We start from the raw sequence: 25,700 nt of genomic DNA, 5'->3' as shown, positions 1-25,700 counted from the left end.
AGTAAACATAAAAAGAAAGGAGGGGCGAAAAGGTAAGAACTAACTGCTGATTCGCCCCTTTTTATGGTAAAAACAATGACCATTGCAACAATTGATATCGGAGGGACTGGGATTAAGTTTGCCAGTCTGACTCCTGATGGGAAAATACTGAATAAGACAAGCATTCCAACGCCAGAAAGTTTGGAGGATTTACTAGATTGGCTAGACCAGCGCTTGTCAGAGCAGGATTACAGCGGGATTGCTATGAGCGTTCCGGGCGCGGTCAATCAAAAAACTGGTGTGATTGATGGCTTCAGTGCCGTCCCTTATATCCACGGTTTTTCTTGGTATGAGGTGCTTAGCTCTTATCAGATTCCTGTCCATCTGGAAAATGATGCCAACTGCGTTGGACTTAGTGAATTACTAGCTCATCCAGAGCTTGAAAATGCGGCCTGTGTCGTGATTGGGACAGGGATTGGCGGAGCTATGATTATCAATGGCAGACTTCATCGAGGTTGCCACGGTCTGGGTGGAGAATTTGGCTACATGACCACCCTTGCTCCTTCTGAAAATCTCAATAATTGGTCTCAGTTTGCATCTACAAGTAGTTTAGTAAATTATGTTGTTGAAAAATCAGGTCAGACAGACTGGGATGGACATAAGATTTACCAAGAGGCGGCAGTTGGCAATGCCCTTTGCCAAGAGGCTATTGAACGAATGAACCGTAATCTGGCGCAAGGCTTGCTCAATATCCAATACCTAATCGATCCAGATGTCATTAGCCTAGGTGGTTCTATCAGTCAAAATTCAGACTTTATCCAAGGTGTCCAGAGAATGGTTCAATATTTTGTAGAGTCATATGGAGCATATACTGTCGCACCAAAAATTCAGGCTTGTACCTATCGTGCAGATGCCAATCTTTACGGTGCCCTTGTTAATTGGCTACAGGAGGAAAAAGAATGGCAGACTTTATCGGAATCAGTAGGAAGCAAACTACAGCTATAGACTTGCTTACAAAACAGCTTTCTTTACCAGATGTGGAAGTGGCAGTTGCTCAGTCTGATCATGCCTCTATCTCTATCAAGGGTGAGGATGGTCACTATCAATTAACTTATCGCAAACCCCACCAACTTTATCGGGCCTTGTCCTTGTTGGCAACGGCTCTAGTAGAAGCTGACAAAGTAGAGATTGAGGAGCAGGCGGCTTATGAAGATTTAGTCTACATGGCAGACTGTTCTCGAAATGCAGTGCTGAATGTGGTTTCTGCAAAGCAGATGATTGAGGTCTTGGCTCTCATGGGTTACTCAACCTTGGAGCTCTACATGGAAGATACCTACCAGATTGAAGGACAGCCTTACTTTGGCTATTTCCGTGGTGCCTATTCGGCTGAGGAATTGCAGGAAATCGAAGCCTATGCCCAGCAGTTTGACATGACTTTTGTTCCTTGTATTCAGACCTTGGCCCACTTATCAGCCTTTGTCAAATGGGGAGTCAAAGAAGTCCAGCAACTTCGTGATGTAGAGGATATTCTTCTCATTGGCGAAGAAAAGGTTTATAACCTGATTGATGGCATGTTTGCTACCCTATCTAAACTGAAGACTCGCAAGGTCAATATCGGGATGGACGAAGCCCACTTGGTTGGCTTGGGACGTTACTTGATGTTGAACGGTGTTGTAGACCGTAGTCTCCTTATGTGCCAACACTTGGAGCGCGTGCTGGATATTGCAGACAAATATGGTTTCCACTGCCAGATGTGGAGCGATATGTTCTTTAAACTTATGTCAGCAGATGGCCAGTACGACCGTGATGTGGAAATTCCAGAAGAAACTCGTGTCTACCTAGACCGTCTCAAAGACCGTGTAACTTTGGTTTACTGGGACTATTATCAGGATAGCGAGGAGAAATACAATCGCAACTTCCGCAACCATCACAAGATTAGCCATGACCTTGCCTTTGCAGGGGGAGCTTGGAAGTGGATTGGCTTTACACCTCACAACCATTTCAGCCGTCTCATCGCTCTTGAAGCCAATAAAGCCTGTCGTGCCAATGAGATAAAAGAAGTCATTGTGACGGGTTGGGGAGACAATGGTGGTGAAACTGCCCAGTTCTCTATCCTACCAAGCTTGCAAATCTGGGCAGAACTCAGCTATCGCAATGACCTAGACCGACTGTCTGCTCACTTCAAGACCAATACTGGTCTATCGGTTGAGGATTTTATGCAGATTGACCTTGCCAACCTTTTACCAGACCTACCAGGCAATCTCAGTGGCATCAACCCCAACCGCTATGTCTTTTATCAGGATATTCTCTGTCCGCTCCTTGACCGACACATGACACCTGAACAGGACAAGCCACACTTCGCTCAGGCTGCTGAGACGCTTGCTGACATTAAAGAAAAAGCTGGCAACTATGCTTACCTCTTTGAAACTCAGGCTCAGTTGAACCGAATTTTAAGTAGCAAAGTGGATGTGGGACGACGTATTCGTCAGGCCTATCAAGCGGATGATAAAGAAAGTCTGCAAGAAATCGCCAGACAAGAATTACCAGAACTCAGAAGCGCGATCGAACACTTCCATGCCCTCTTTAGCCACCAATGGCTGAAAGAAAACAAGGTCTTTGGCTTGGATACGGTCGATATCCGCATGGGCGGACTCTTGCAACGCATCAAGCGAGCAGAAAGCCGTATCGAGGCTTATCTGGCTGGCCAGCTTGACCGCATCGATGAGCTGGAAGTAGAAATTCTGCCATTTAACGACTTCTATGCAGACAAGGGCTTCGCAGCCACAACAGCCAACCAGTGGCATACTATTGCGACAGCTTCGACGATTTATACAACTTAAAAACAAGAACACCTTGCTTGGCGCAGGGTGTTTCGCGTGAAACATCCCTTTCTTCAAAAGTACTCCACATAAAATAATTTGTGGAGTTTTTTCTATAATTAGTAGTTTAACCTAACCTGCAAATAGGAGTATACTAATAATGTAATCGTTATCAAAAGTCTAAAAAGGAATTTTTAGATGGATATCAAAATAAAAAAGGGAGGAAATTATGAATAAGTTTTCAAAAACCTTGAGAGACAACTGGATCTTTCTCTTGATGGTTTTGCCAGGGGCGCTCTGGTTGATTCTATTCTTCTACATTCCAGTATTTGGGAATGTGGTTGCCTTCAAAGACTACCACATGACCAGTAATGGTTTCATAGATAGTATCATGAATAGTAAATGGGTCGGACTCGATAATTTCAGATTCTTATTTAGTTCAAGAGACGCCTTTATTATCACACGAAATACTGTCCTCTACAATCTCGGCTTTATCTTTATTGGCTTGATTGTATCAGTAGGGATTGCCATTATCCTCAGTGAGCTCCGTTCTAAGAGAATGGTTAAGATCTTCCAAACTTCTATGTTGTTCCCTTACTTCTTGTCTTGGGTTATCATCAGTTTCTTTACAGATGCCTTCCTAAACATTGATAAAGGGGTGTTCAACCATTTCCTAGAGGCTATTGGGATGAAGGAAATCAATTTCTACGCTAACTTGGGCATCTGGCCATATCTCCTACTTTTCCTAGGTATTTGGAAAGGCTTTGGATATAGTAGTGTCATGTACTATGCGACAATCATGGGAATTGATCCAACCTACTATGAAGCAGCAACAGTGGATGGGGCTAGCAAATGGCAACGAATTCGCAATGTAACCATTCCGCAGTTGACACCGTTGGTAACCGTATTGACTATCCTGGCAGTCGGAAATATCTTCCGTGCAGACTTCGGTCTTTTCTACCAAATCCCCCACAATGCTGGTCAGCTTTATAACGTAACCAACGTCTTGGATGTATATGTTTATAATGGTTTGACCCAGACAGCGGATATCGGGATGGCTTCAGCAGCAGGTCTCTACCAATCAGTAGTCGGTTTGCTTTTGGTTATCCTATCAAACCTACTTGCAAGACGAGTTGATCCAAACTCAGCCTTGTTCTAGAAAGGAGGAGAATATGGCAGAAAAGAAAATTAAAAAAGAAAAAATTGATAATGTCGGCATTCACTCCTTCAGTAAGAAAGCAGATATCTTCTTTAGTACCATTTCTGGTTTGGTTGCCCTCTCTTGTATCCTACCCTTCGTATTCGTTATCGTTATTTCGGTGACAGATGAAAAGAGTATCCTTCAAAATGGATATAGCTTCTTCCCATCCCAATTTGGATTAGACGGATTTGAGTTTTTGGCACAGTTTAAGGATAAAATCCTCCAAGCCCTCTTCATTTCAGTCTTTGTAACCGTAGTTGGGACATTGACAAATGTCTTTATCACAACAACTTATGCTTATGCCATTTCACGGACAACCTTTAAGTATCGCAGATTCTTTACAATCTTCGTTCTACTTAGTATGTTGTTCAACGCTGGTTTGGTACCAGGTTATATCATGGTAACTCGTGTACTTCAGCTTGGTGACACTGTTTGGGCCTTGATTGTTCCAATGCTTCTCTCACCATTCAATATTGTTTTGATGCGTTCCTTCTTCAAGAAGACGATTCCCGAAGCTATTCTCGAATCCGCTCGTATCGATGGTGCCAGTGAGGCCCGGATTTTCTTCCAAATCTGTTTACCATTGTCACTACCAGGTATCGCAACCATCACGCTCTTAACAGCACTTGGTTTCTGGAATGACTGGTTCAATGCCCTTCTTTACATTAAGAGTGACAATTTGTACCCATTGCAATATTTGCTCATGCAAATCCAACAAAATATGGACTACATCGCCAAAGCAGTCGGCCTATCTGGTCAATTGGGAGTTGCTCTACCGAAAGAAACAGGACGTATGGCCATGGTTGTGGTCGCAACCCTTCCAATCGCGATTTTGTATCCATTCTTCCAACGCTACTTTGTAAAAGGTTTGACTATCGGTGGCGTGAAAGAATAGTGCTTATTGAGAAAGAACATTTCTCAGTTCCCAACTTCCCTTGTGTGAAGTTAATACTCTTCGAAAATCTCTTCAAACCGCGTCAACGTCGCCTTGCCGTATAGATGTTACTGACTCCGTCATTTCTATCTGCAACCTCAAAACAGTGTTTTGAGCAACCTGCGGCTAGTTTCCTAGTTTGCTCTTTGATTTTCATTGAGTATAAGATCATTACATTGTTTATAAGTTTAAAAATAAAAAAGGAGTTTTTATCATGAAAAACTGGAAAAAATATGCTTTTGCATCTGCTAGTGTAGTCGCTTTGGCTGCAGGTCTTGCTGCTTGTGGAAACTTGACAGGTAACAGCAAAAAAGCTGCTGATTCAGGTGACAAACCTGTTATCAAAATGTACCAAATCGGTGACAAACCAGACAACTTGGATGAATTGTTAGCAAATGCCAACAAAATCATCGAAGAAAAAGTTGGTGCCAAATTGGATATCCAATACCTTGGCTGGGGTGACTATGGTAAGAAAATGTCAGTTATCACATCATCTGGTGAAAACTATGATATTGCCTTTGCAGATAACTACATTGTAAATGCTCAAAAAGGTGCTTATGCTGACTTGACAGAATTGTACAAAAAAGAAGGTAAAGACCTTTACAAAGCACTTGACCCAGCCTACATCAAGGGTAATACTGTAAACGGTAAAATTTACGCTGTTCCAGTTGCAGCCAACGTTGCATCATCTCAAAACTTTGCCTTCAACGGAACTCTCCTTGCCAAATATGGTATCGATATTTCAGGTGTTACTTCTTACGAAACTCTTGAGCCAGTCTTGAAACAAATCAAAGAAAAAGCTCCAGACGTAGTACCATTTGCAGTTACTAAGAACTTCATCCCTTCTGAGAACTTTGACTACCCAGTAGCAAACGGTCTTCCATTCGTTATCGACCTTGAAGGAGATACTACTAAGATCGTAAACCGTTACGACGTTCCTCGTTTCAAAGAACACTTGAAGACTCTTCACAAATTCTATGAAGCTGGATACATTCCAAAAGACGTAGCAACAAGCGATACTTCATTTGACCTTCAACAAGATACTTGGTTCGTTCGTGAAGAAACAGTAGGACCAGCTGACTACGGTAACAGCTTGCTTTCACGTGTTGCGAACAAAGATATCCAAATCAAATCATTCACTAACTTCATCAAGAAAAACCAAACAACACAAGTTGCTAACTTTGTCATCTCAAACAACTCTAAGAACAAAGAAAAATCAATGGAAGTGTTGAACCTCTTGAATACTAACCCAGAACTCTTGAACGGTCTTGTTTACGGTCCAGAAGGCAAGAACTGGGAAAAACTTGCGGGTAAAGAAAACCGTGTTAAAGTCCTTGATGGCTACAAAGGAAACACTCACATGGGTGGATGGAACACTGGTAACAACTGGATTCTTTACATCAATGAAAACGTTACAGATCAACAAATTGAAGATTCTAAGAAACAATTGGCTGAAGCTAAAGAATCTCCAGCACTTGGATTCATCTTTAACACTGACAATGTGAAATCTGAAATCTCAGCTATCTCTAACACAATGCAACAATTCGATACAGCTATCAACACTGGTACTGTAGACCCAGATAAAGCTATTCCAGAATTGATGGAAAAATTGAAATCTGAAGGTGCCTACGAAAAAGTATTGAACGAAATGCAAAAACAATACGATGAATTCTTGAAAAACAAAAAATCATAAGAATAATTGATTTTGTGTATTCATTCCTAATTCCTAAAAACTGAATCACTGTTTTCCTCAGGCTTATCTGGGGAAGACAGTGATTTTTTGGAATGAGGGCATAGATATTCATGTTTACTCTTTTCCTTATTTTAACCATTCAGTAAATATTAAGAATCCTCTACAATTTCCAGTCAAATAAATTGCATTCGTTTTCTCAAGCAGGTATACTGGTATAGTCAGATGAAAAATTCTGAAAATTTAATAATAGAAAAGAGAACAAATCTTATGGCAAAAGATATTCGTGTCTTACTTTACTACCTTTATACTCCAATTGAAAATGCAGAGCAATTTGCTGCAGACCACTTGGCTTTCTGTAAATCAATCGGCCTTAAAGGTCGTATCCTAGTCGCTGACGAGGGAATTAACGGAACCGTTTCAGGTGACTATGAAACAACTCAAAAATACATGGACTACGTTCACAGCCTCCCAGGAATGGAAGACCTCTGGTTCAAGATTGATGAAGAAAATGAACAAGCCTTCAAGAAGATGTTTGTTCGCTATAAAAAGGAAATTGTCCACCTTGGTTTGGAAGACAACGACTTTGACAATGACATCAACCCACTTGAAACAACAGGTGCTTACTTGTCTCCAAAAGAGTTCAAAGAAGCCCTTCTTGACGAAGATACAGTTGTCCTTGATACTCGTAATGACTATGAGTATGACCTTGGACATTTCCGTGGGGCTATCCGTCCAGACATTCGCAACTTCCGTGAGTTGCCACAGTGGGTTCGTGACAACAAAGAAAAATTCATGGACAAGCGCGTCGTGGTTTACTGTACAGGTGGCGTTCGCTGTGAGAAATTCTCAGGCTGGATGGTTCGTGAAGGTTACAAGGATGTTGGTCAATTGCACGGAGGAATCGCAACCTACGGTAAAGACCCAGAAGTCCAAGGTGAGCTTTGGGATGGGAAAATGTATGTCTTTGACGAGCGTATTGCAGTTGATGTCAACCATGTCAACCCAACCATCGTAGGGAAAGACTGGTTTGATGGAACACCATGTGAACGTTATGTCAACTGTGGAAATCCATTCTGTAACCGTCGTATCTTGACATCAGAAGAAAATGAAGACAAGTACCTTCGTGGATGCTCACACGAGTGCCGTGTTCACCCGCGTAACCGCTATGTTTTAGAAAATGAATTGACACAAGCAGAAGTTGTCGAGCGCCTAGCCGCTATTGGTGAAAGCTTGGATCAAGCAGTTACTGTATAATATCAAACAGTCCTCAGGGGCTGTTTTTCTATGCTTTTTACTCAAAAATCTAAAGTTTGTTTCTGTATCTTTCAGAAAAATAGGGTATACTATATGTAAACGATTTCAAAGGAGTCTAGTTATGGTGAAAACATTTTTTATTCCAAATAAACAGAGCATTTTAGGAGAACAGGAAATTTTGACTGCCAAGTCTATCCTGGCCTTGGTGGATGGCTTGGAGTCACATAGCTATGATGCTGTCTATCTCCGTCAGCCTCTTAATCGTCTCGAGTATATCGAGTGTGCGATAGTGGGGCAATCGCAATTTCTCTTTAAGGTCAGTTATGCTGATGGTCAAAAGGCTTACCGTGTCGATCTTCCTGCCCTACTCACGAAGACAGACTGGCAGATTATCAAATCATTTTTAGATGCTCTGCTTGCTTACACAGGAACAGAGATTGAAGGGCTAGATGGTTTTGATTTTGAAGCTTATTTCCAAGCAAGTATTCAAGCCCATCTGACAGACACTGCAGCCCGTTTTACGATTTGCCAAGGAATTTTTAATCCTGTTTTCTTTAGTCATGAGGATTTGAAAAGCTTTTTAGAAGAAGATGGCTTGGCTCAGTTTGAAGCGCGTGTGCGTGCGGTTCAAGAGACAGATGCCTACTTTGCAAGAGTTTCCTTCTATCAGGATGGAGAAGGACAAGTTCACGGTGTTTACCATTTGGCTCAAGGAGTCAAGACAGTATTACCGAGAGAACCATTTGTTCCTGCTGCCTATATTGAGCAATTGGTGGATAAGGAAGTGCAGTGGGAGATTGACTTGGTTCAAATTACAGGAGATGGCTCTAAACCAGAAGACTATGAAGCCATCGCTCGCTTGGACTATGAAAGATTCTTAGAGTCACTACCATCAGCATCTTACCACCAACTAGACGCCAATCAATTAGAAGTGCAACCCATCTTAGACAAAGATTTTAAAACATTAGCACAAGAAGAGTAAAGCAGAAGCAGGTCAATTGACTTGCTTTTTGATATATAAAAAATCCTGCCATGAAAGACAGGATTGAAGTTTAAAGAAAGGCCAAGATACGAAGGTAATCTCCAATCAGTGCCACTTCAGCTACAAAGAAGAGGAGGATAATGACTCCGTTCACAAGGACAGACAAGAATAACTGATAGAAGGAGTCGGTTTCACTTGCTTGACTTGGTCTTGTAATGATATGGAGGCTAGCAAGTAGAATGATTCCAATGCTAATCACACACAAGAGGGCTGTAAATCGTAGGCTGTCAAAGAAGGCAAAGAAACTAGCAATAGCAGTGAGGAAGATTGGAATTGCCAAGAGTTGGCTATATTGTTGGAGAACCTTTTCTAGCGTCCAGTCCTTTTCCTGGTGGATAAATCGTCTCACGACGAAACTACCCAAGAGGAATGAAAAGAAGAAGAGTGTTGTTGCTACTAGGATAGAGATAATCGAAAAGAGATTTAATGAAGCAAATTGTTCAGGGAAGTGATTATGCATAGTTGCTATATGTCCATAGTAAGCATGTTTGATGTGGTAGATACTAAAGAAAAAGGAAGATGCAGAAAACAGAATGAGCAAGAGAAAGGCTGTGTAGCTGTGTGTGCTACTTGTTTCAAGATTGCTCGTAGGAGATTTGATTGCTTCCACTAGCCAAGACCAAAAATCAAGCGCTTGCTCTTTCCATTTATCCGTAGATTTTGGAGCTTGGTCGGGAATATAGGGACTTTCTAAGGATTGACTGATAAGAAGTGGCTCTTTCAAGATTGTTTTTTGCTGAGGAAGTGCTTCTTGACTCTCTTCAGCTATAGTGACTTTTTCTGTTCCTTTAGAAAGGTCTTGCTCTTCCTCAGTAGAATCTAATGCTTTCTTTTCTTCTATTTCTGTTCTCGCTTCACCGTTTTCAGGCGTTTCAATTTTCTCTTCTTGCTGGCTTTCAAGTTCGACTTCATCTTGAGAGACGTCCTCCTCTACTTGAGTATTTTTTTCAATTGGTGTATCGAGATCGGCTATCCTTTCTTCAGCCTTGTCTGCAACCTCTTGAGCTTGCTCTTCAGGTTTGTTCTTGCTTGTTGTTTTTACAAAATCATTACTTTCAAACCATTCTTGTTTCATGGTAGAACCTCCTTTTTAGTGGGTTATGTGTCATAGTGGTCGATATAAATAGGTTTATTAAGGTCTGTTAGCTGTAGTTTCAAGACTAATATAATCATCAGCCTTAGCGATGAGTTGACCTTTTGCATCAGTTTTTTCAGTTTTGTAAGGGTTGCTTAATTCGTTGGGGTGGCGTTGACTCTCATCTCTCGATAACTGATAAATAGGACCATGGTGACTCGAGAGGTCTAAGTTAATTTCTTGGCTTTCTTTTTGAGTTAGCATGATACTGAGCGCATTTTTAGAAGATAGTTCTACTTTACCATATACTTTAATATTTTCAGCGTGGAAGTGATTCTCTGTTGACTCTAGCTGACTATCTGTAAGGTCTGTATCAAAGATATTAATGATATTGGGCGTTGTGAGTTTACTGTTTTTGATACGACTTCCTTCAATTCGGAGGATATAGCTGTTTGTATGGAGAGTTGCATTTTCAAGGCTAGCATTTATGATGGTAGTTTGTCCACGATTGGTTGACACGTTGATTCCTTTTAGAGTTCTCCCTTTTGGCAATTGGAGAATAACTTCTTCAAAACGACGAGAGTAGCTGCTTGCGATATGGAGAATCCCGCCAATTCCAGAAGAGAGAAATGGACTTTCAGACAGTTTCTTATCAGTGAGGCTCAGCGTTTTATCGTTCTGATTTGTGATAAGATCATGGTGAGCAGAAAGAGATGGATGGTAAGAAATGTGGATTTGATCATCCAAAGAGTCTGTGATGGTCAGTGCGTGTTGATGGAGAGTAATCTCTAGGTTTTCGACTTCCTTGCCAAAGGTCAACTCTTCCATCCGACTATCATAGACAGGCTCCTTGGACATGGCAAGCAGACTCTTAATCCCGTCAGATTGGATTCCTACAAAGAGCAGGATAAAGCCGATAATGGTAGTCACCACACCAAAAATGAGAAATCCTTTTGTCAATTTACGCATGCTGGTCACCTCTCTTTCCTTTTTTGAGAACAAATTGTACCAGGCGAACAATGAGTAGACCGAAGAAGCGGGCTACATAGGAAATACCTAGTAAGACTAGTGAAGAAGCACCGATAGCCAGTAAACCAGCACCAAAAATCAAGATAAAGGCTGATTTGGCTTGGGCTAGGACAGTGAAACTTTCAACTAAAAATAGGAATCCACCTATGATACCAAGTATGGAAACCGCAAAGAAAGCCAGAATGACAGTCAAAGCTGCCACAAGGATTCCGAACAGGGCCACGAGGATGGCGATTCCCAGAGGAATACCGATGGGTGCTGCAAGGAGAGCTAACAAGGCGATATGTAAAATTTGTCGGTTATTTTTTTGAGCGGGTGCTTCATTGATTTTTTTATCGAGAAGATTGGAGAGAACTTCGTGGGCCGCTTCTTTGGGAGTTCCCAAGCTAGCGATGAGTTCTTCTTCTCCTTCGACTCCAGCATCGTCAAAGAGTTCCCTGAAATAGTCCATGGCTTCAATTTGGTCAGCCTGAGGCAGTTTTTTGAGATAGAGTTCTAGCTGAGTCAGGTATTCAGTTCTTGTCATGGCGGATACTCCCTTCTATGATGCCATTGATGGTGTCTGTATAGAGTGCCCATTCATCTTTTAGGGTCACGAGCTGTTCTATACCACCATTTGTCAAGGAGTAGTATTTGCGCATGCGACCTTGGAACTCTCTAGAATAGGTTGTCAGAAAGCTATTGCCTTCCAATTTTTTTAGGATAGGATAGAGTGTAGATTCTTTGATATTAGCGATCAGCTTAATGGTTTGGCTAATCTCATAACCATAAGAATCATCCTGCTCCAGTACAGCCAAGATGAGAAATTCAATCAAGGCAGAGGATGTTGGAAAGTACATGGGAAACCTCCTTTTCTAATGTGTAAGATTTTTATATATAATTTTTATACACATACATTGTACATCTAAAAGAAAGCCCTGTCAAGAGAAATGTGTAAAATTTTTATATATAAAAAACTTCTAGCCAAAACTAGAAGTTTAGAGAATTTTATCGGCTCTGTCCACTGTAAAGAGGGCCACAGTCATCAGGATATCGACGAGTAAGAGCGCAGCTACAGCTGGTACCCAAGAGTGGAACAGGTCAAAACTGTAACCAAAGAGGGTTGGCCCAAAGGCTGCTAGGATATAGCCTCCTGTTTGAGACAAACCAGACAATTGAGCTGTCTTTTCAGGGGCGCTTGTCTTGAGTGAAAAGTTGACCATGAGATAAGGGAAGAGGGCGCTGGTTGCGGTTCCGATGAGGAGATGGATGGCAAGCCAGTAAAAGAAATTACCGATTGGGAAGAAGAGCATGGAAATGCCGACCACACCAGCGAGTGAAACCAAAGTGAGCATGAGCTGACGGTTGCGAGTAGATAAGCTGGTTGTTAGGCTTGGGATAGTCATTGAAAAAGGAATGCTAATCAGAGAGAAGATAGAAGTCAGCAAGCCAGCTTCGTGACTGGATAGACCTGCATGGATGGCCATGGTAGGTAGCCAAGTCATAGCGGTGTAAAAGAGCAAGGATTGAAAACCTGCAAAGACAATCACTGCCCAGACCTGTTTATTATGCATGACCTTTGTTTTGCTTTTTTGTTTGGTTTGTGGAGCCAGTCTGTGATTATAGCGGTGATTAGGCAGCCAGACCAAAAAAGTTGCTAGGCAGAGCAGGGTGAGGAGGATGATAAGCCCTTTCCAAGAACTGGCTTGTGTAATGGGCACGGCTAGATAGGAAGCCAGAGCCGTCGCAATCCCCATAGAAGTTACATATAAGGTGGTCAGAAAACCAATCTTCTTTGGTTGATTGGCTTGGATAAGACTAGGAAGCAGAACATTGATGACTGCGATACTTGCCCCAACCATCAAGGTTCCTAGATAGAGCAGGGGCAGATTGATTAGTCGAATGAGAGAACCGATGGTCAAGAAGAAGAGGCTGTAGGTGAAGAGATGCTCCAAGCCAATTTTCTGAGCCAATCGGGTAGAAAAGAGCGAGAAGAGAGTAAACATGAGGAGGGGAAGGCTGGTCAAGACACCAAGTGAACTAACTTCTACCCCCAGACCTTGCGAAATATCTCCCAAAATAATGGGTAAAACAGTAAATGGAGTCCGCAAGGAAACACCAATCAGGATAATACCTGGAACAAAAAAGAGTGATTGCTTTTTCATATAATACCTCTTCTAGCTGATTTTAATAACAGCTTATTTTAAGGCTTTTTCCCTATAATGTCAAGTAAGGTTTCTGGCTTTCAAGATAAAAATAGGAAAGTCTTGAAAATTATGATAAAATAGTGGAAGGAAAAATTCAGGAGAGTAGTAGTGACTCAAAATGTTGAAAGTCTTCTCGTATCCATTGTAATCAGTGCATACAATGAAGAAAAATATCTGCCTGGTCTAATTGAGGACTTAAAAAATCAAACCTATCCTAAAGAAAATATTGAAATTCTATTTATAAATGCTATGTCTACAGATGGGACAACAGCCATCATTCAGCAATTTATAAAAGAAGACACAGAGTTTAACTCAATTAGATTGTATAACAATCCTAAGAAAAATCAAGCTAGTGGTTTTAACCTGGGAGTTAAACATTCTGTAGGGGACCTTATTTTAAAAATTGATGCTCATTCAAAAGTTACTGAGAGTTTTGTAATGAATAATGTGGCTGTTATTCAACAAGGTGAATCTGTCTGTGGGGGACCTAGACCGACGATTGTTGAAGGAAAGGGAAAATGGGCAGAGACCTTGCATCTTGTTGAGGAAAATATGTTTGGCAGTAGCATTGCCAATTATCGAAATAGTTCCGAGGATAGATATGTTTCTTCTATTTTTCATGGGATGTATAAACGAGAGGTTTTCCAGAAGGTTGGTTTAGTAAATGAGCAACTTGGCCGAACTGAAGATAATGATATTCATTATAGAATTCGAGAACATGGTTATAAAATCCGCTATAGCCCAAGTATTCTATCTTATCAGTATATTCGACCAACATTCAAGAAAATGCTGCATCAAAAGTATTCAAATGGTTTGTGGATTGGCTTGACAAGTCATGTTCAGCCTAAGTGTTTATCATTATTTCACTATGTTCCTTGTTTATTTGTTTTGAGTCTTGTGTTTAGTCTAGCATTGTTACCGATCACATTCGTATTCATAACTTTACTATTAGGTGCTTATTTTCTACTTTTGTCATTACTCACTTTGCTGACTTTATTAAAACATAAAAATGGATTTCTAATTGTGATGCCCTTTCTTTTATTTTCCATTCACTTTGCTTATGGCCTTGGGACGATTGTAGGTTTAATTAGAGGATTTAAATGGAAGAAAGAGTACAAGGGAACAGTAATTTATTTGGAAAAATAAGCCAAATAAATTAAAATATGCTACAATAACAATATAGTAAAACTCTTTTAAGGAGGAGTAAATTTCTATGAATAAAAAACTAACAGATTATGTGATTGATCTGGTGGAAATTTTAAATAAACAACAAAAGCAGGTTTTCTGGGGAATATTTGATATTTTCAGTATGGTGGTTTCCATCATTGTATCTTATATCTTATTCTACGGCTTGATTAATCCAGCACCTGTTGACTACATCATCTATACGAGTTTGGCCTTCCTGTTCTATCAATTGATGATTGGATTTTGGGGATTGAACGCTAGTATCAGTCGTTACAGCAAGATTACGGATTTCATGAAAATCTTTTTTGGTGTGACTGCCAGCAGTGTCTTGTCATATAGTATCTGCTATGCCTTCTTGCCACTCTTTTCAATCCGTTTCATCATTCTCTTTATCTTGTTGAGTACCTTCTTGATTTTGTTGCCACGGATTACTTGGCAGTTAATCTACTCTAGACGCAAAAAAGGAAGTGGTGATGGGGAACACCGTCGAACCTTCTTGATTGGTGCTGGTGATGGCGGAGCCCTCTTTATGGATAGTTACCAACATCCAACCAGTGATTTGGAACTTGTTGGTATTTTGGATAAGGATGCGAAGAAAAAGGGACAAAAACTTGGTGGGATTCCTGTTTTGGGTTCATATGATGAATTGCCTGAATTAGCCAAACGCCATCAAATCGAGCGTGTTATCGTTGCGATTCCGTCGCTTGACCCGTCAGAATATGAGCGTATCTTGCAGATGTGTAATAAGCTGGGTGTCAAATGTTACAAGATGCCTAAAGTTGAAACTGTTGTTCAAGGACTTCACCAAGCAGGTACTGGGTTCCAAAAAATTGATATTACGGACCTTTTGGGTCGTCAGGAAATTCGTCTTGACGAATCGCGTCTGGGAGCAGAACTGACAGGTAAGACAATCTTGGTTACAGGTGCTGGTGGCTCAATCGGTTCTGAAATCTGTCGCCAAGTTAGCCGTTTCAATCCTGAACGCATCGTCTTGCTCGGTCACGGGGAAAATTCAATCTACCTTGTGTATCATGAATTGATTCGTAAGTTCCAAGGGATTGATTATGTGCCAGTGATTGCAGATATTCAAGACTATGATCGTCTATTGCAAGTCTTTGAGCAGTACAAGCCTGCTATTGTTTATCATGCGGCTGCCCACAAGCACGTTCCTATGATGGAGCGCAATCCAAAAGAAGCCTTCAAAAACAATATCCGTGGAACCTACAATGTTGCTAGAGCTGTTGATGAAGCTAAAATACCTAAGATGGTTATGATTTCGACGGATAAGGCGGTTAATCCACCCAATGTTATGGGAGCAACCAAGCGCGTGGCGGAGTTGATTGTCACTGGTTTTAACCAACGTAGCCAATCAACCTACTGTGCAGTTCGTTTTGGGAATGTTCTTGGTAGTCGTGGTAGTGTGATTCCAGTCTTTGAACGTCAGATTGCTGAAGGCGGGCCTGTAACGGTCACAGACTTCCGCATGACCCGTTACTTTATGACCATTCCAGAAGCTAGCCGTCTGGTTATCCATGCTGGTGCTTACGCCAAGGATGGAGAAGTCTTTATCCTTGATATGGGTAAACCAGTCAAGATTTATGACTTGGCCAAGAAAATGGTCCTTCTAAGTGGACACACCGAAAGTGAAATTCCAATTGTTGAAGTTGGAATCCGCCCAGGCGAAAAACTTTACGAAGAACTCTTGGTTTCGACCGAATTGGTTGATAACCAGGTTATGGATAAGATTTTCGTTGGTAAGGTTAATGTCATGCCTCTAGAAGCCATCGATCAAAAGATTGAAGAGTTCCGCACTCTTAGTGGAGATGAGTTGAAGCAAGCCATTATCGCCTTTGCCAATCAAACCACCCACGTTGAATAAAAACAGAAAAACGCATATTATCAGGTCTGAAGAACCTTGGTAATATGCGTTTTGTTATGTAGAGACTTACTTCATTTTCTTCTGAAATGGGGTTGTCGCCCAGTCTATGTTATTGAAAATACTCTAAAACATCTGAGGGTTTGTGGGCGATATAATCAGGCTGATAGTCTAGTAAATCTGCTTGCTCTCCAAATCCCCAAGTGACGGCTAATTTCTGAATGCCTGTTTCTTGAGCTCCCAGCATATCAAACTTGGTATCGCCGATGATGATAGCTTGTTGAGGTGCTAGTTGATGTGTCTGCAAGGCTTGGCGAATGACATCTGCCTTATGGGGTGCTTCAGGGCTGGAACCATAAATGCCATCAAAGAAATGATAGATTCCCAAGTTTTTAGTCATGTCTTGAGCGGTTGGAGTATTCTTTGTAGTGGTGATATAAAGAGGATAATTGCTCGATAACTTCTCAAGCAAGTCTACAATCTGAGGAAAGAGTTGAGCTTCATGGATGCCTTTCTCCTTATAGTAAGAACGGTATATCTGGACGGCCTCAGAAATTTGTTCTTTAGGCAGGCAGGTCGCAAAACTACTTTCAAGAGGCGGTCCCATAAAACCACGAATAGTTTTGGCATCAGGGCTAGGCACCCCGAGCTCCTTAAAGGTATGGGTAAAGGCATTGTGAATCCCGATAGAACTATCAACGAGGGTTCCGTCCAGATCGAAAAAGATAGCTGAGATAGAGGTCATAGTTTCTCCTCTTTGATAAACTTATTCTCCGAAAATTTCTTTTTGGAGGCGACGACCAGTAGGTGTGGCAGCGAGTCCACCTTCAGCCGTTTCACGAAAGGCAGTTGGCATGCTTGCTCCTACTTGATACATGGCATCGATAACTTCATCCACAGGGATTTTAGATTCGATACCTGCCAAGGCCATGTCTGCTGCGATGAAGGCAAAACTAGCTCCCATAGCATTGCGCTTGACACAGGGAACTTCGACCAAGCCGGCAACAGGGTCACAGATGAGACCTAGCATATTTTTAATGACAAAGGCAATAGCTTGACTGGCTTGGTAGGGTGTCCCACCTGCAGCCAGAGTCAAGGCGGCAGCGCTCATAGCAGAGGCCGAACCAACCTCAGCCTGACAGCCACCTTCAGCACCTGAGATAGAGGCATTGTTTGCGATGACTAGTCCAAAGGCACCGGCAGCAAAGAGGAAATCCAGCTGTTGCTCGTGGCTGAGGTCTAATTTTTCAATAGCAGCTGTTAGAACGGAGGGCAGACAGCCAGCACTTCCTGCGGTCGGAGTGGCACAAACCAAGCCCATTTTAGCATTGTGTTCATTGACTGCGATGGCATTTCGGGCAGCAGAGAGAATCGTGTAATCTGATAGAGTTTTTCCGTTTTTGATGTAGTGATCCAATTTGGCAGCATCTCCACCTGTCAGGCCACTACGAGATTTATTTTCATTGAGGCCAAGTTGGACAGAGGCTTTCATGACTTCCAGATTGCGTTCCATGAGAAGGAGGACTTCTTCACGTTCGCGACCAGTCAATTCAAACTCTGTTGTAATCATGAGTTCTGCGACATTTCCTTGAAAGTCCAGTTCTGCCTGCTCGACCAATTCTTTGATAGAATAAAACATGCTTCCTCCTATTTAAAGAAATTGACATTGTGGAGATGAGGGATTTTTCGAATTTCTTCGATGGCCTCATCACAGTTGCGACTGTCAACTTCGATAATCATAATGGCTTTTTCACCAGCTTTTTCACGAGTGACATTCATCTGGGCGATATTGATACCATAGCGTGAAAGGGCTTCTGTTACGAGGGCAATCATACCTGGAATATCTTGATGAACAATGATGATAGTCGGTGTATTCATATTGAGAGAGACGGCAAAGCCATTGAGTTCGGTGACCTGAATATTCCCTCCACCGATAGAAATACCAGTTACGCTGATGGTCTTGTGGGCATTTTTGACGGTAATTTTAGTGGTGTTTGGGTGGGGGGCATTGCTGTCTTTCTGAATGGTCCAGACAATCTTGATGCCACGCTTGTGGGCAATCTCCAGACTATTTGGGATTTCAGGATCATCTGTATCCATGCCTAAAATACCTGCAACAAGGGCTAGGTCTGTCCCGTGACCACGATAGGTCTTGGCAAATGAGTTAAAAAGTTGGAATTCGACTTCTGTCGGAGTATCATCAAAAATGGAAGAGACAATCTTCCCAATACGAACAGCACCAGCGGTATGGCTACTAGATGGGCCAATCATAACTGGTCCGATGATATCAAAGACAGATTGAAAACGAAGTGATTTCATCAGTTTCCCCTTATAAAAATTCTTATCTCTATTATATCAAAGAATAAAGGTCTTGACTTTAATTGTGGATGAAAACCTTTCTAATACCTCAAATAGCATAAAAATAGTATCTTTTATGACAAAAAACACATTATTTAGGGAAATAAAAAATAATTTTGTAATATTTCTACATAAAAGTGTCAAGAAACGGTAATATTTAAAAGGTATCATAGAACTATAGAAAGAAGGAGAATTTTCAAATATGAAATCAACAACTAAAAAGATTAAAACAACTCTTGCAGGAGTAGCTGCCTTGTTTGCAGTATTTGCTCCATCATTTGTATCTGCTCAAGAATCATCAACTTACACTGTTAAAGAAGGTGATACACTTTCAGAAATCGCTGAAACTCACAACACAACTGTTGAGAAATTGGCAGAAAACAACCACATTGACAACATCCATATGATTTATGTTGGTCAAGAGTTGGTTATCGACGGTCCAGCAGCGCCAGTAGCACCAGCTTCAACGACTTATGCAGCACCAGCTGCTCAAGATGAAACTGTTTCAGTTCCAGCAGCAGAAACTACAGAAGTAGAGGAGGAAACTCCAGTAGCAAGCGAAACAGTAGCAGAAGAAACAGTTGTTTCAACTGTAAGCGGATCTGAAGCAGAAGCTAAAGAATGGATTGCACAAAAAGAATCAGGCGGTAGCTATACAGCTACAAATGGACGTTATATCGGACGTTACCAATTGACAGATTCATACTTGAATGGTGACTACTCAGCTGAAAACCAAGAACGTGTAGCAGATGCCTACGTTGCAGGACGTTACGGTTCATGGACAGCCGCTAAAAACTTCTGGCTTAACAACGGCTGGTATTAAGAAATAGGGGAAGAGCTTTTAATAGCTCTTTTTTCTTACATTTTAAGAAGTCTGTTCACTCTTTGTAGACAATATGACATAATCTTCTCAAAAAAGTAGTATAATGTTTTTATAGAATATAAATAGTGGTGGTTAGCATGCATGCATTATTAGCAACAAGATTAAAAAATAAGCGAAAAGAGCTGGGCTGGTCGCAAAAAGAGTTGGCAGAAGGAATTTGCCAACAAACTCAGATAAGTCGCATGGAACAAGGTAAATATATGCCAGGAGCAGATTTGTTATATAAATTATCTGAAAAAATGGGCTTAAATATGGACTATTTCTTTTCAGGAGAAATTTCGAAAGAGTTTCTAGGCTTGTCTGCTTTCAAGAGGTTATCTGAAACATTGTTGGAAAATCAAGATTATGCCTCTTTGAAATATGCTTTCGAGGGAGAGAGAAAGCAACAGACTTCTTTATCTTTTGATGAAAAGATTTATCTGGACTGGATAGATGCCATTCTAACCTATCAATGTGAACATCAATTAAAACTAGCTATTTCAAAAATAGAGGACATCATCAGTAGGATTAGTATTGATAAAGTGGACTACTTATATATTTTTAATACCCTGCTGATTTTCTTAGGCTATGATGAGGATAAGGAGAAATTTGAACAACTATATGATCAGGTTTCCGTAGCCCTTTCAAAAATCGATACCAGTGTGCGTGAACAAATTGAGTTGTATATCAAAATAAAATACAATTATTGTTATCACCTTTGGAAACAGGAGGAGATGGATAAGTCCAGAGCCCTATTATTGGAGATAATTGAATTTTGTAACAAATATCATAGTAGCTTTAGATTAGCAGATTTATATTGTTTGTTGGGAAATGTAACAGAAGATCTTGATATTTCTGTTGCTAAGGACTGTTATATGAAAGCTAAGGTGCTCTATCTAATTGAAAATAATGAAGTTATGGCACTCAAGGTAGAACAATATCTGATCGATAAGTAGTCAGAGAATATATAAGGATAGCAGAAGCTATCTTTTTTATGCACTGAATATAATTATAATTCTTCTTTTAAAAAATATTTCGATTATTACTTAAATTGCTTGACAGTTTATATATGTTGATTTATAATATAGGTGAAATGGGGTTGTGGAAGCGTTGACAAATTCAGTGCCCTTAACTTTGTATTTAGTCGAGAATTATGATGTAGCTAGAAAAGAAAGAATTCTAGCTTGATACAATGTTACCAGTCTTATTTAAAATTGTTATGGAAATAAATAGGCCTCTGTTTTAGGCAGAGGCGTGAATCAGGAGGTTAAGTGATGAACTACAATTTAAAATATCTTTTATTTAGAAGTTAGTTTTTTCTAATCCCTTTTTATTTTTCCTTCGGTTGATAATAGGTTTCTACTTCTTTTTTGAGATGAGACAGCATAGAAGTTTCCTCGGTCAGCTCCAGAAGTGAGAAACCTTTTTGGATAAGTTTAGCATCATCCCTACAAATCCCGATACGGACATAGCAGATAGCAAGCCTATCGTAGCTTTTCTTGTTCTTGGCGTCCTCTAGTAAAGTATAGCAGATTTGCTTACACATGTTTTTGTCTTGATTGTATAAGTAAATAGTGGAAAGGTTGAGTAGGATTGTCACTCGCAAGTCATGTAGATGTTGATAGTTTTTATAGACTTCCAAGCGTTGCAAGATTTTTTCAGTAATGAGATGGAGGTGTTCAATGGGAAAGCTGAAAAGGATGGTATTGAGGATTTTTAGATCATTTTCATACCATGTATCTTGTTTTTCAATTTTTTCCCAAAGTTTTGTGACAGTCTGTTTCACTTGGTTTGACAGTTGCTCTGTACCATGTTGACGGATATGAATGACAATTTCCAACATATCTCTGATTTCTTCTATGGGCAGGTCGTGGTGGGTTTTGAGATAGTCTTGGCATTTTTGAAATAGTTTTTCGAGTTCACTAGTCCCTAGGGTTGAGCTCATATTGAGATAGGTTTGCATGATTTCTGTTCGTTGGCTCGGTTGATAGAGGTGGCAGATATAGTCAAACTCTTCAAAACTCATATTGATTTGCCGGAGAAGAAACTCCATATTTTCATATTTGGGAGTTACTTTACCACTTTCAATCTTTGATAGGCTGGTTCTTGAGAGGACATTTCCACAGACCTCTTCTTGGGTCAATCCTTTTGATTCACGTATGTCTTTATAGACTTTTCCGAAATCATAACGCATGGGCTTTCTCCTTTTCGTGAAAAAAGTTAACAAAGAATAAAATTCTATTAAAAATATTGTATCATAGTAATATAAAAAGTAAAAAAGAAAGCTAAAATAAGTTTGGTGTAATTTTAATATGGGGTTAATGAGTACTATGATGTAACTAGAAAAGGGGTGGAAAAATGTTTAAAAATAAGGAACTTTTTCGAGTAGTCATGATATTTGTGATAGGAATTATCCTAATTTTAATGACACCCGTCTTATTTAAAGTTGTTATGGAACTATTTTCAAAATAGATAGGCCTCTGCTTTAGGTAGAGTAGTGAATCAGGAGGTTAAGTGATGAACTACAATTTAAAATATCTCTTATCAGGACTATTTAGCATAGTCTTTATAGGTTTCCTAGTCTGGATGCGTTATTTTAATCAGAAGAAGGAAGAAGCGCATTCGGATGTGTCTTTTGAAGCGAGGTTAGATAGTGAGGTCAAGGCCTTATATAAACAACTAGGATTGGGTGAGGAGCCTCAGTATTTCTTAGCGTATCGCTACCTACATCCTTGGTTTAATTTGGCGATTTTACCACCAACAGTTGAAATTTTCTTAACTAAAATAGCGCTGGTGATGGTGACTCCAGATGAACTACTGATAAGAAATCTTGGGAATGGGATGACTTTCACAAGTGAGCACCATCGTGATTTGCGACAAGGACTTATCCGCATTCCAAAATCAGAGATGAAAGAATTTGAGATTCGCAACTGGAAAAGAGTTTTTATATTTGGCGATTTTTTGACAATTAAAACAAGCCAACATAGCTATTATTTGCAGGTTAGAGATGATGGACTTCAAAAAGGAAGTCTTTCTACCAAACATTTCTCTGACTTGAAACGACAAGATTTTCTCGGATTATTGACAGATAAACGGACATTCTGATTGACAATTGCCCTAGTGGCTTATTGTAAACTTTACAAATGAGCTGTAAACACTAGAATTCATTCAGAAAGGCAATTCCTATGAAAAATAAAATTTTAATCATTGTTTATATTTTAGCCTCGCTAATCATCAGTTTTATAATCTTTTCACTTTTGCATATTGATTTTAAATGGTGGACAACTCTGGCTATAAGTGCAGGATTTATTTACACCTACTTAAGGTCTAGCAAAAAATAAAAAGTACCTGCACCTATCTCGCTTTCGTCTCTTCACGGGAGGTATCTCTATGAAAAAAATCAGTCATCTTTGTATGCTCCTGCTCTTGCTGTGTACTACGTTTTTTGTCCTGAATGTAAATGTTACACGTGAAATAGTGCGGATTCAGGAGATGGGCAAGACAACTTATTCATTTGACTTGTACTTGAAAGATGTCACTAAACCGACAGAAACGATTCTCCAGTTTTTTGAAGAGGTTGCAAATCAAGACAAGGTCTCTATTATCAAAGTAGATAATGGCGATGAAGCCGTCAAGGCTGGTGTTTTTAATAAGGAAACCTTCCCCTATCAGGAGTTCGGTCTGACTTCTCTTGATTTTTCAAAGAATGAGAAGGGGGTCTACAGCAACCAGGATCTTCCCAATAATCTAGGAACCATTCCCACCTTTTTAAAGGTGAAACTCATTCGACTCCAGACCTTCCAATCCTATATTGAGGATAAATCCCATACTGTAAATGGGCGCTACATGATTACCTCCAGCAAAGAGATAGATCGCGATACCATTCTACAAAAGTGGAGTGATTTTTTCCAGATAGATAAGACGATTTTATTAGAACCCACTTACCGAAGTCAGGTTGGAGTGCTAAATCAAGAGTTGTTACTATCTATCATTATCTTTATCTTGGCAATCTTGCTTGTGATTTTAATGACAGTTTATCAGCCGATGATGGAGATGAAACGAGTGGGGGTTCAAAAGTTACTTGGTTTCCAAAGCAGGGCGATTTTAGCTGGTTTTGTAAAGACTAATTTTTATCTTCTCTTGGGTGGAAGTCTTATCATTGACTTGGGACTATTTTTAGTGCTGGACTACAGACCAAAACTTCTGTTCCCAAGTTTACTCTTATCCCAATTTCTGCTTTTACAGTTGTATTTGTTCATCAGTTGGCTGACCTACCTGATGATTCAGAAAATGACAGTCAGCTCCATGTTGAAAGGTTTTTCATCTGTCAAACTTGGTCTTATCTTCAATTATGTGATGAAAATAGGGACAACTATTTTACTGACGGCCTTACTGATTGGGGTGGGCAGAAGTTTAGAACAAGAAAACAAAGAACTTGCTTATCAGCAACAGTGGGTAAGCCAAGGAAATTACCTGACCTTAGAAACCTTCAAACTCAATGATAACCTGTGGCAAGAAGAGCTAGCAGGTTCAGGGAAATCTACAGATTATTTCTACCAATTTTATCAAGACTTGCTAGCAAAAACACAAGTAAACTATGTGCGAAGTACGAGTCTTCCTATCAAACCAGTCATCAAAGCTGAACAAGTGCAGAACTACCAACTGCCTGATAAGGTAGATGTTTACTATGCTAATAGCAATTTTCTAAAGAGCAAGGGATTCAAGTTACCAGATACCGGCACTAAAAAGGTGATTTTGTTGCCAATCAGTGACAAAGGACAAGAAGGCAAGAATCAGTTCTTGGGAAAATCCATCGCCTATCTTTCTCTGAGGTATGAAGATCAGCAAAAGCAAACAATAGAAGATATGGATGTAGAAATTGCCTACTATGAAGGAGATTGGTCTTTCTTCCCTTATAATAATGAGCGAAAGGAAAATCTCCACAATCCAATTATTAGCTTGGTCAATGATTCTGATATGATGTGGGATGAGAAAGCCTCCCTGTCAACAACTGGCTTAAATAATCCGATTAAAATTGAAAATACGGTTCAACATCAAAAAGAGATTACAGAGTTAGTTGAGAAATTGTCAGATGGAAATTATTTAAAATTTTCATCGATTCAAGCAATTCAAGAGGGGATGGTTGATACCTATCGGGATTCTGTTCGTAATTTTAACGTTCTTTTTGCCTTATTTGCTCTTCTCAGTATGATTGTCTCCTACTTTTTACTCGTTACTACTTTCTTGTTGAAGCGCAGGGATATCATTACCAAGAAGTTTATGGGGTGGAAACTGGTCGATCGCTATCGCCCTCTCCTAGTCCTGCTCTTGCTGGGCTATAGTTTGCCTCTTCTAGTATTGATTTTCTTTGCCCATGCGCTCCTGCCACTTCTACTGTTTGCAGGTTTTACATGTTTGGATATACTATTTGTGCTAGCCTTGGCTTCTAAGATGGAGAAAAAAAGTCTAGTAGAGTTATTGAAAGGGGGCATCTTATGATTGAGTTGGAAAATATTACCAAAACCATTGGGGGAAAAGTGATTTTGGATAACTTATCTCTCAGGATTGATCAGGGAGATTTGGTTGCCATCGTTGGAAAAAGTGGTAGTGGTAAGTCGACCTTGTTAAATTTATTAGGTTTGATAGATGATGATTATAGCGGACGGTATGAGATTTTTGGTCAGACAAATCTAGCGGTCAATTCTGCCAAGTCACAAACAATAATCCGTGAACATATCTCTTATCTATTTCAAAATTTTGCCCTGATTGATGATGAAACGGTCGAGTACAATCTCATGCTGGCGCTGAAATATGTGAAATTGTCTAAGAAAGACAAACTCAAAAAGGTGGAAGAGATTTTAGAGAGAGTAGGTTTGTCAGCTACTTTGCATCAAAAGGTCTCCGAGTTGTCTGGTGGCGAACAACAACGAATTGCAGTTGCTAGAGCCATCTTAAAACCCAGCCAGCTGATTTTAGCCGATGAGCCGACAGGTTCGCTGGATCCTGAAAATAGAGATTTGGTCTTGAAGTTTCTCTTAGAGATGAATCGAGAAGGGAAAACAGTCATTATCGTGACCCACGATGCTTATGTAGCCCAACAATGTCATCGTATCATTGAATTGGGCGAGGGAAAATGAGTTCGTTCAGCTTCTTTTGACTGGCTGAATACTCATGTTTTTCAGAGAGAAATAGCATAAATACGCCTAG

23 protein-coding genes are annotated in these 25,700 nt (G+C 40.2%); 14 read left to right on the top strand and 9 right to left on the bottom strand.

The features are described 5' to 3' along the window. The first annotated feature begins 75 nt into the window (after positions 1-75). From N8L90_RS06135 to N8L90_RS06105, 7 genes are all read left to right on the top strand, one after another. Positions 76-984, top strand: coding sequence for an ROK family protein (locus tag N8L90_RS06135; protein WP_261024643.1), 909 nt, complete (start codon positions 76-78; stop codon positions 982-984). After that, positions 939-2,819: a beta-N-acetylhexosaminidase gene (locus tag N8L90_RS06130; RefSeq protein WP_261024635.1), complete on the top strand. Its 1,881-nt coding sequence runs from the start codon at positions 939-941 to the stop codon at positions 2,817-2,819. Before N8L90_RS06135 ends, N8L90_RS06130 begins: the two co-directional genes overlap by 46 nt. Before the next feature lie 208 nt (positions 2,820-3,027). Then, a complete protein-coding gene (locus N8L90_RS06125; protein ID WP_261024633.1) occupies positions 3,028-3,957 on the top strand; it encodes an ABC transporter permease in 930 nt (309 codons plus the stop codon). 13 nt (positions 3,958-3,970) lie between these two features. Continuing rightward, positions 3,971-4,894: a carbohydrate ABC transporter permease gene (locus N8L90_RS06120; protein WP_000818354.1), complete on the top strand. Its 924-nt coding sequence runs from the start codon at positions 3,971-3,973 to the stop codon at positions 4,892-4,894. A 253-nt stretch (positions 4,895-5,147) separates the two neighbouring features. Beyond that, positions 5,148-6,626, top strand: a complete 1,479-nt coding sequence (locus N8L90_RS06115) for an ABC transporter substrate-binding protein (protein ID WP_261024632.1) — start codon at positions 5,148-5,150, stop codon at positions 6,624-6,626. Positions 6,627-6,893: 267 nt separating this feature from the next. After that, positions 6,894-7,880 carry an oxygen-dependent tRNA uridine(34) hydroxylase TrhO gene (gene trhO, locus N8L90_RS06110; RefSeq protein WP_261024631.1) on the top strand — a complete coding sequence of 329 codons (987 nt, stop codon included), beginning with the start codon at positions 6,894-6,896 and terminating at the stop codon, positions 7,878-7,880. 121 nt (positions 7,881-8,001) lie between these two features. Next, positions 8,002-8,862: a DUF4299 domain-containing protein gene (locus N8L90_RS06105; RefSeq protein WP_261024630.1), complete on the top strand. Its 861-nt coding sequence runs from the start codon at positions 8,002-8,004 to the stop codon at positions 8,860-8,862. A gap of 70 nt (positions 8,863-8,932) precedes the next feature. Here the strand turns inward: N8L90_RS06105 and N8L90_RS06100 are convergent, their stop codons facing one another. From N8L90_RS06100 to N8L90_RS06080, 5 genes are all read right to left on the bottom strand, one after another. Continuing rightward, positions 8,933-9,997, bottom strand: a complete 1,065-nt coding sequence (locus tag N8L90_RS06100) for a DUF6574 domain-containing protein (protein ID WP_261024629.1) — start codon at positions 9,995-9,997, stop codon at positions 8,933-8,935. 57 nt (positions 9,998-10,054) lie between these two features. Further along, positions 10,055-10,966 carry a DUF4097 domain-containing protein gene (locus tag N8L90_RS06095; RefSeq protein WP_261024627.1) on the bottom strand — a complete coding sequence of 304 codons (912 nt, stop codon included), beginning with the start codon at positions 10,964-10,966 and terminating at the stop codon, positions 10,055-10,057. After that, positions 10,959-11,552 carry a DUF1700 domain-containing protein gene (locus tag N8L90_RS06090; protein WP_094753003.1) on the bottom strand — a complete coding sequence of 198 codons (594 nt, stop codon included), beginning with the start codon at positions 11,550-11,552 and terminating at the stop codon, positions 10,959-10,961. Before N8L90_RS06090 ends, N8L90_RS06095 begins: the two co-directional genes overlap by 8 nt. Next, a complete protein-coding gene (locus N8L90_RS06085) occupies positions 11,539-11,865 on the bottom strand; it encodes a PadR family transcriptional regulator (protein WP_000273858.1) in 327 nt (108 codons plus the stop codon). Before N8L90_RS06085 ends, N8L90_RS06090 begins: the two co-directional genes overlap by 14 nt. Positions 11,866-12,003: 138 nt before the next feature. Further along, entirely contained in the window at positions 12,004-13,170 is a 1,167-nt protein-coding gene (locus N8L90_RS06080) for a CynX/NimT family MFS transporter (protein WP_261024626.1), read from the bottom strand. Positions 13,171-13,320: 150 nt separating this feature from the next. Here N8L90_RS06080 and N8L90_RS06075 point away from each other — a divergent pair, with 150 nt between their 5' ends. Then, the gene (locus N8L90_RS06075) at positions 13,321-14,358 is read left to right on the top strand and encodes a glycosyltransferase family 2 protein (RefSeq protein WP_371491479.1); all 1,038 of its coding nucleotides are present in this window, start codon (positions 13,321-13,323) and stop codon (positions 14,356-14,358) included. A 67-nt stretch (positions 14,359-14,425) separates the two neighbouring features. Beyond that, positions 14,426-16,276: a polysaccharide biosynthesis protein gene (locus tag N8L90_RS06070; protein WP_261024625.1), complete on the top strand. Its 1,851-nt coding sequence runs from the start codon at positions 14,426-14,428 to the stop codon at positions 16,274-16,276. 109 nt (positions 16,277-16,385) lie between these two features. On the opposite strand, the gene N8L90_RS06065 is transcribed toward N8L90_RS06070, so the two are convergent. Genes N8L90_RS06065 through sdaAB form a run of 3 tightly spaced genes read right to left on the bottom strand, consistent with a single transcriptional unit; the run spans position 16,386 to position 18,592 of the window. Further along, on the bottom strand, positions 16,386-17,018 hold the full coding sequence (locus N8L90_RS06065) for an HAD family hydrolase (protein WP_261024624.1): 633 nt from the start codon (positions 17,016-17,018) through the stop codon (positions 16,386-16,388). A 21-nt stretch (positions 17,019-17,039) separates the two neighbouring features. Then, positions 17,040-17,912 carry an L-serine ammonia-lyase, iron-sulfur-dependent, subunit alpha gene (sdaAA, locus tag N8L90_RS06060; RefSeq protein ID WP_000500052.1) on the bottom strand — a complete coding sequence of 291 codons (873 nt, stop codon included), beginning with the start codon at positions 17,910-17,912 and terminating at the stop codon, positions 17,040-17,042. An 8-nt stretch (positions 17,913-17,920) separates the two neighbouring features. Beyond that, positions 17,921-18,592 (bottom strand): L-serine ammonia-lyase, iron-sulfur-dependent subunit beta, encoded by a 672-nt coding sequence (sdaAB, locus tag N8L90_RS06055; protein ID WP_000838912.1) that lies wholly within the window; start codon positions 18,590-18,592, stop codon positions 17,921-17,923. A 241-nt stretch (positions 18,593-18,833) separates the two neighbouring features. On the opposite strand from sdaAB, the gene apf reads away from it, so the two are divergent. Continuing rightward, a complete protein-coding gene (gene apf / locus N8L90_RS06050; RefSeq protein ID WP_261024622.1) occupies positions 18,834-19,454 on the top strand; it encodes an aggregation-promoting factor in 621 nt (206 codons plus the stop codon). A 137-nt stretch (positions 19,455-19,591) separates the two neighbouring features. Then, on the top strand, positions 19,592-20,449 hold the full coding sequence (locus tag N8L90_RS06045) for a helix-turn-helix domain-containing protein (protein ID WP_261024621.1): 858 nt from the start codon (positions 19,592-19,594) through the stop codon (positions 20,447-20,449). A 374-nt stretch (positions 20,450-20,823) separates the two neighbouring features. On the opposite strand, the gene N8L90_RS06040 is transcribed toward N8L90_RS06045, so the two are convergent. Next, positions 20,824-21,687, bottom strand: coding sequence for a helix-turn-helix domain-containing protein (locus N8L90_RS06040; protein WP_261024620.1), 864 nt, complete (start codon positions 21,685-21,687; stop codon positions 20,824-20,826). A 323-nt stretch (positions 21,688-22,010) separates the two neighbouring features. On the opposite strand from N8L90_RS06040, the gene N8L90_RS06035 reads away from it, so the two are divergent. The 3 genes from N8L90_RS06035 to N8L90_RS06025 all read left to right on the top strand — a co-directional run bounded on the left by N8L90_RS06035 (position 22,011) and on the right by N8L90_RS06025 (position 25,630). After that, complete coding sequence (locus N8L90_RS06035; protein ID WP_261024619.1) at positions 22,011-22,598, top strand: hypothetical protein; 588 nt, start codon at positions 22,011-22,013, stop codon at positions 22,596-22,598. Between the two features lie 285 nt (positions 22,599-22,883). Then, positions 22,884-24,992: a bacteriocin-associated integral membrane family protein gene (locus N8L90_RS06030; RefSeq protein WP_261024617.1), complete on the top strand. Its 2,109-nt coding sequence runs from the start codon at positions 22,884-22,886 to the stop codon at positions 24,990-24,992. Beyond that, a complete protein-coding gene (locus tag N8L90_RS06025) occupies positions 24,989-25,630 on the top strand; it encodes an ABC transporter ATP-binding protein (RefSeq protein ID WP_261018514.1) in 642 nt (213 codons plus the stop codon). The genes N8L90_RS06030 and N8L90_RS06025 overlap by 4 nt, the downstream gene beginning before the upstream one ends. Positions 25,631-25,700: the final 70 nt, after the last annotated feature.

Origin of the sequence: Streptococcus mitis, from assembly GCF_946190115.1 — a bacterium.
Taxonomy (GTDB): domain Bacteria; phylum Bacillota; class Bacilli; order Lactobacillales; family Streptococcaceae; genus Streptococcus; species Streptococcus mitis_CO.
This window is presented reverse-complemented; position numbering and strand designations above follow the sequence as displayed.

What these genes read in the sequence shown, in the direction of transcription:
- N8L90_RS06045 (WP_261024621.1), top strand. Translation starts at nt 19,592, where the DNA reads ATGCATGCATTATTAGCAACAAGATTAAAAAATAAGCGAAAAGAGCTG.
- N8L90_RS06030 (WP_261024617.1), top strand. Translation starts at nt 22,884, where the DNA reads ATGAAAAAAATCAGTCATCTTTGTATGCTCCTGCTCTTGCTGTGTACT.
- N8L90_RS06035 (WP_261024619.1), top strand. Translation starts at nt 22,011, where the DNA reads ATGAACTACAATTTAAAATATCTCTTATCAGGACTATTTAGCATAGTC.
- N8L90_RS06080 (WP_261024626.1), bottom strand. Translation starts at nt 13,170, where the DNA reads ATGAAAAAGCAATCACTCTTTTTTGTTCCAGGTATTATCCTGATTGGT.
- N8L90_RS06125 (WP_261024633.1), top strand. Translation starts at nt 3,028, where the DNA reads ATGAATAAGTTTTCAAAAACCTTGAGAGACAACTGGATCTTTCTCTTG.
- N8L90_RS06090 (WP_094753003.1), bottom strand. Translation starts at nt 11,552, where the DNA reads ATGACAAGAACTGAATACCTGACTCAGCTAGAACTCTATCTCAAAAAA.
- N8L90_RS06040 (WP_261024620.1), bottom strand. Translation starts at nt 21,687, where the DNA reads ATGCGTTATGATTTCGGAAAAGTCTATAAAGACATACGTGAATCAAAA.
- apf (WP_261024622.1), top strand. Translation starts at nt 18,834, where the DNA reads ATGAAATCAACAACTAAAAAGATTAAAACAACTCTTGCAGGAGTAGCT.
- N8L90_RS06095 (WP_261024627.1), bottom strand. Translation starts at nt 10,966, where the DNA reads ATGCGTAAATTGACAAAAGGATTTCTCATTTTTGGTGTGGTGACTACC.
- N8L90_RS06085 (WP_000273858.1), bottom strand. Translation starts at nt 11,865, where the DNA reads ATGTACTTTCCAACATCCTCTGCCTTGATTGAATTTCTCATCTTGGCT.
- N8L90_RS06065 (WP_261024624.1), bottom strand. Translation starts at nt 17,018, where the DNA reads ATGACCTCTATCTCAGCTATCTTTTTCGATCTGGACGGAACCCTCGTT.
- sdaAA (WP_000500052.1), bottom strand. Translation starts at nt 17,912, where the DNA reads ATGTTTTATTCTATCAAAGAATTGGTCGAGCAGGCAGAACTGGACTTT.
- N8L90_RS06130 (WP_261024635.1), top strand. Translation starts at nt 939, where the DNA reads ATGGCAGACTTTATCGGAATCAGTAGGAAGCAAACTACAGCTATAGAC.
- N8L90_RS06135 (WP_261024643.1), top strand. Translation starts at nt 76, where the DNA reads ATGACCATTGCAACAATTGATATCGGAGGGACTGGGATTAAGTTTGCC.
- N8L90_RS06115 (WP_261024632.1), top strand. Translation starts at nt 5,148, where the DNA reads ATGAAAAACTGGAAAAAATATGCTTTTGCATCTGCTAGTGTAGTCGCT.
- sdaAB (WP_000838912.1), bottom strand. Translation starts at nt 18,592, where the DNA reads ATGAAATCACTTCGTTTTCAATCTGTCTTTGATATCATCGGACCAGTT.
- N8L90_RS06025 (WP_261018514.1), top strand. Translation starts at nt 24,989, where the DNA reads ATGATTGAGTTGGAAAATATTACCAAAACCATTGGGGGAAAAGTGATT.
- N8L90_RS06105 (WP_261024630.1), top strand. Translation starts at nt 8,002, where the DNA reads ATGGTGAAAACATTTTTTATTCCAAATAAACAGAGCATTTTAGGAGAA.
- trhO (WP_261024631.1), top strand. Translation starts at nt 6,894, where the DNA reads ATGGCAAAAGATATTCGTGTCTTACTTTACTACCTTTATACTCCAATT.
- N8L90_RS06120 (WP_000818354.1), top strand. Translation starts at nt 3,971, where the DNA reads ATGGCAGAAAAGAAAATTAAAAAAGAAAAAATTGATAATGTCGGCATT.
- N8L90_RS06100 (WP_261024629.1), bottom strand. Translation starts at nt 9,997, where the DNA reads ATGAAACAAGAATGGTTTGAAAGTAATGATTTTGTAAAAACAACAAGC.
- N8L90_RS06070 (WP_261024625.1), top strand. Translation starts at nt 14,426, where the DNA reads ATGAATAAAAAACTAACAGATTATGTGATTGATCTGGTGGAAATTTTA.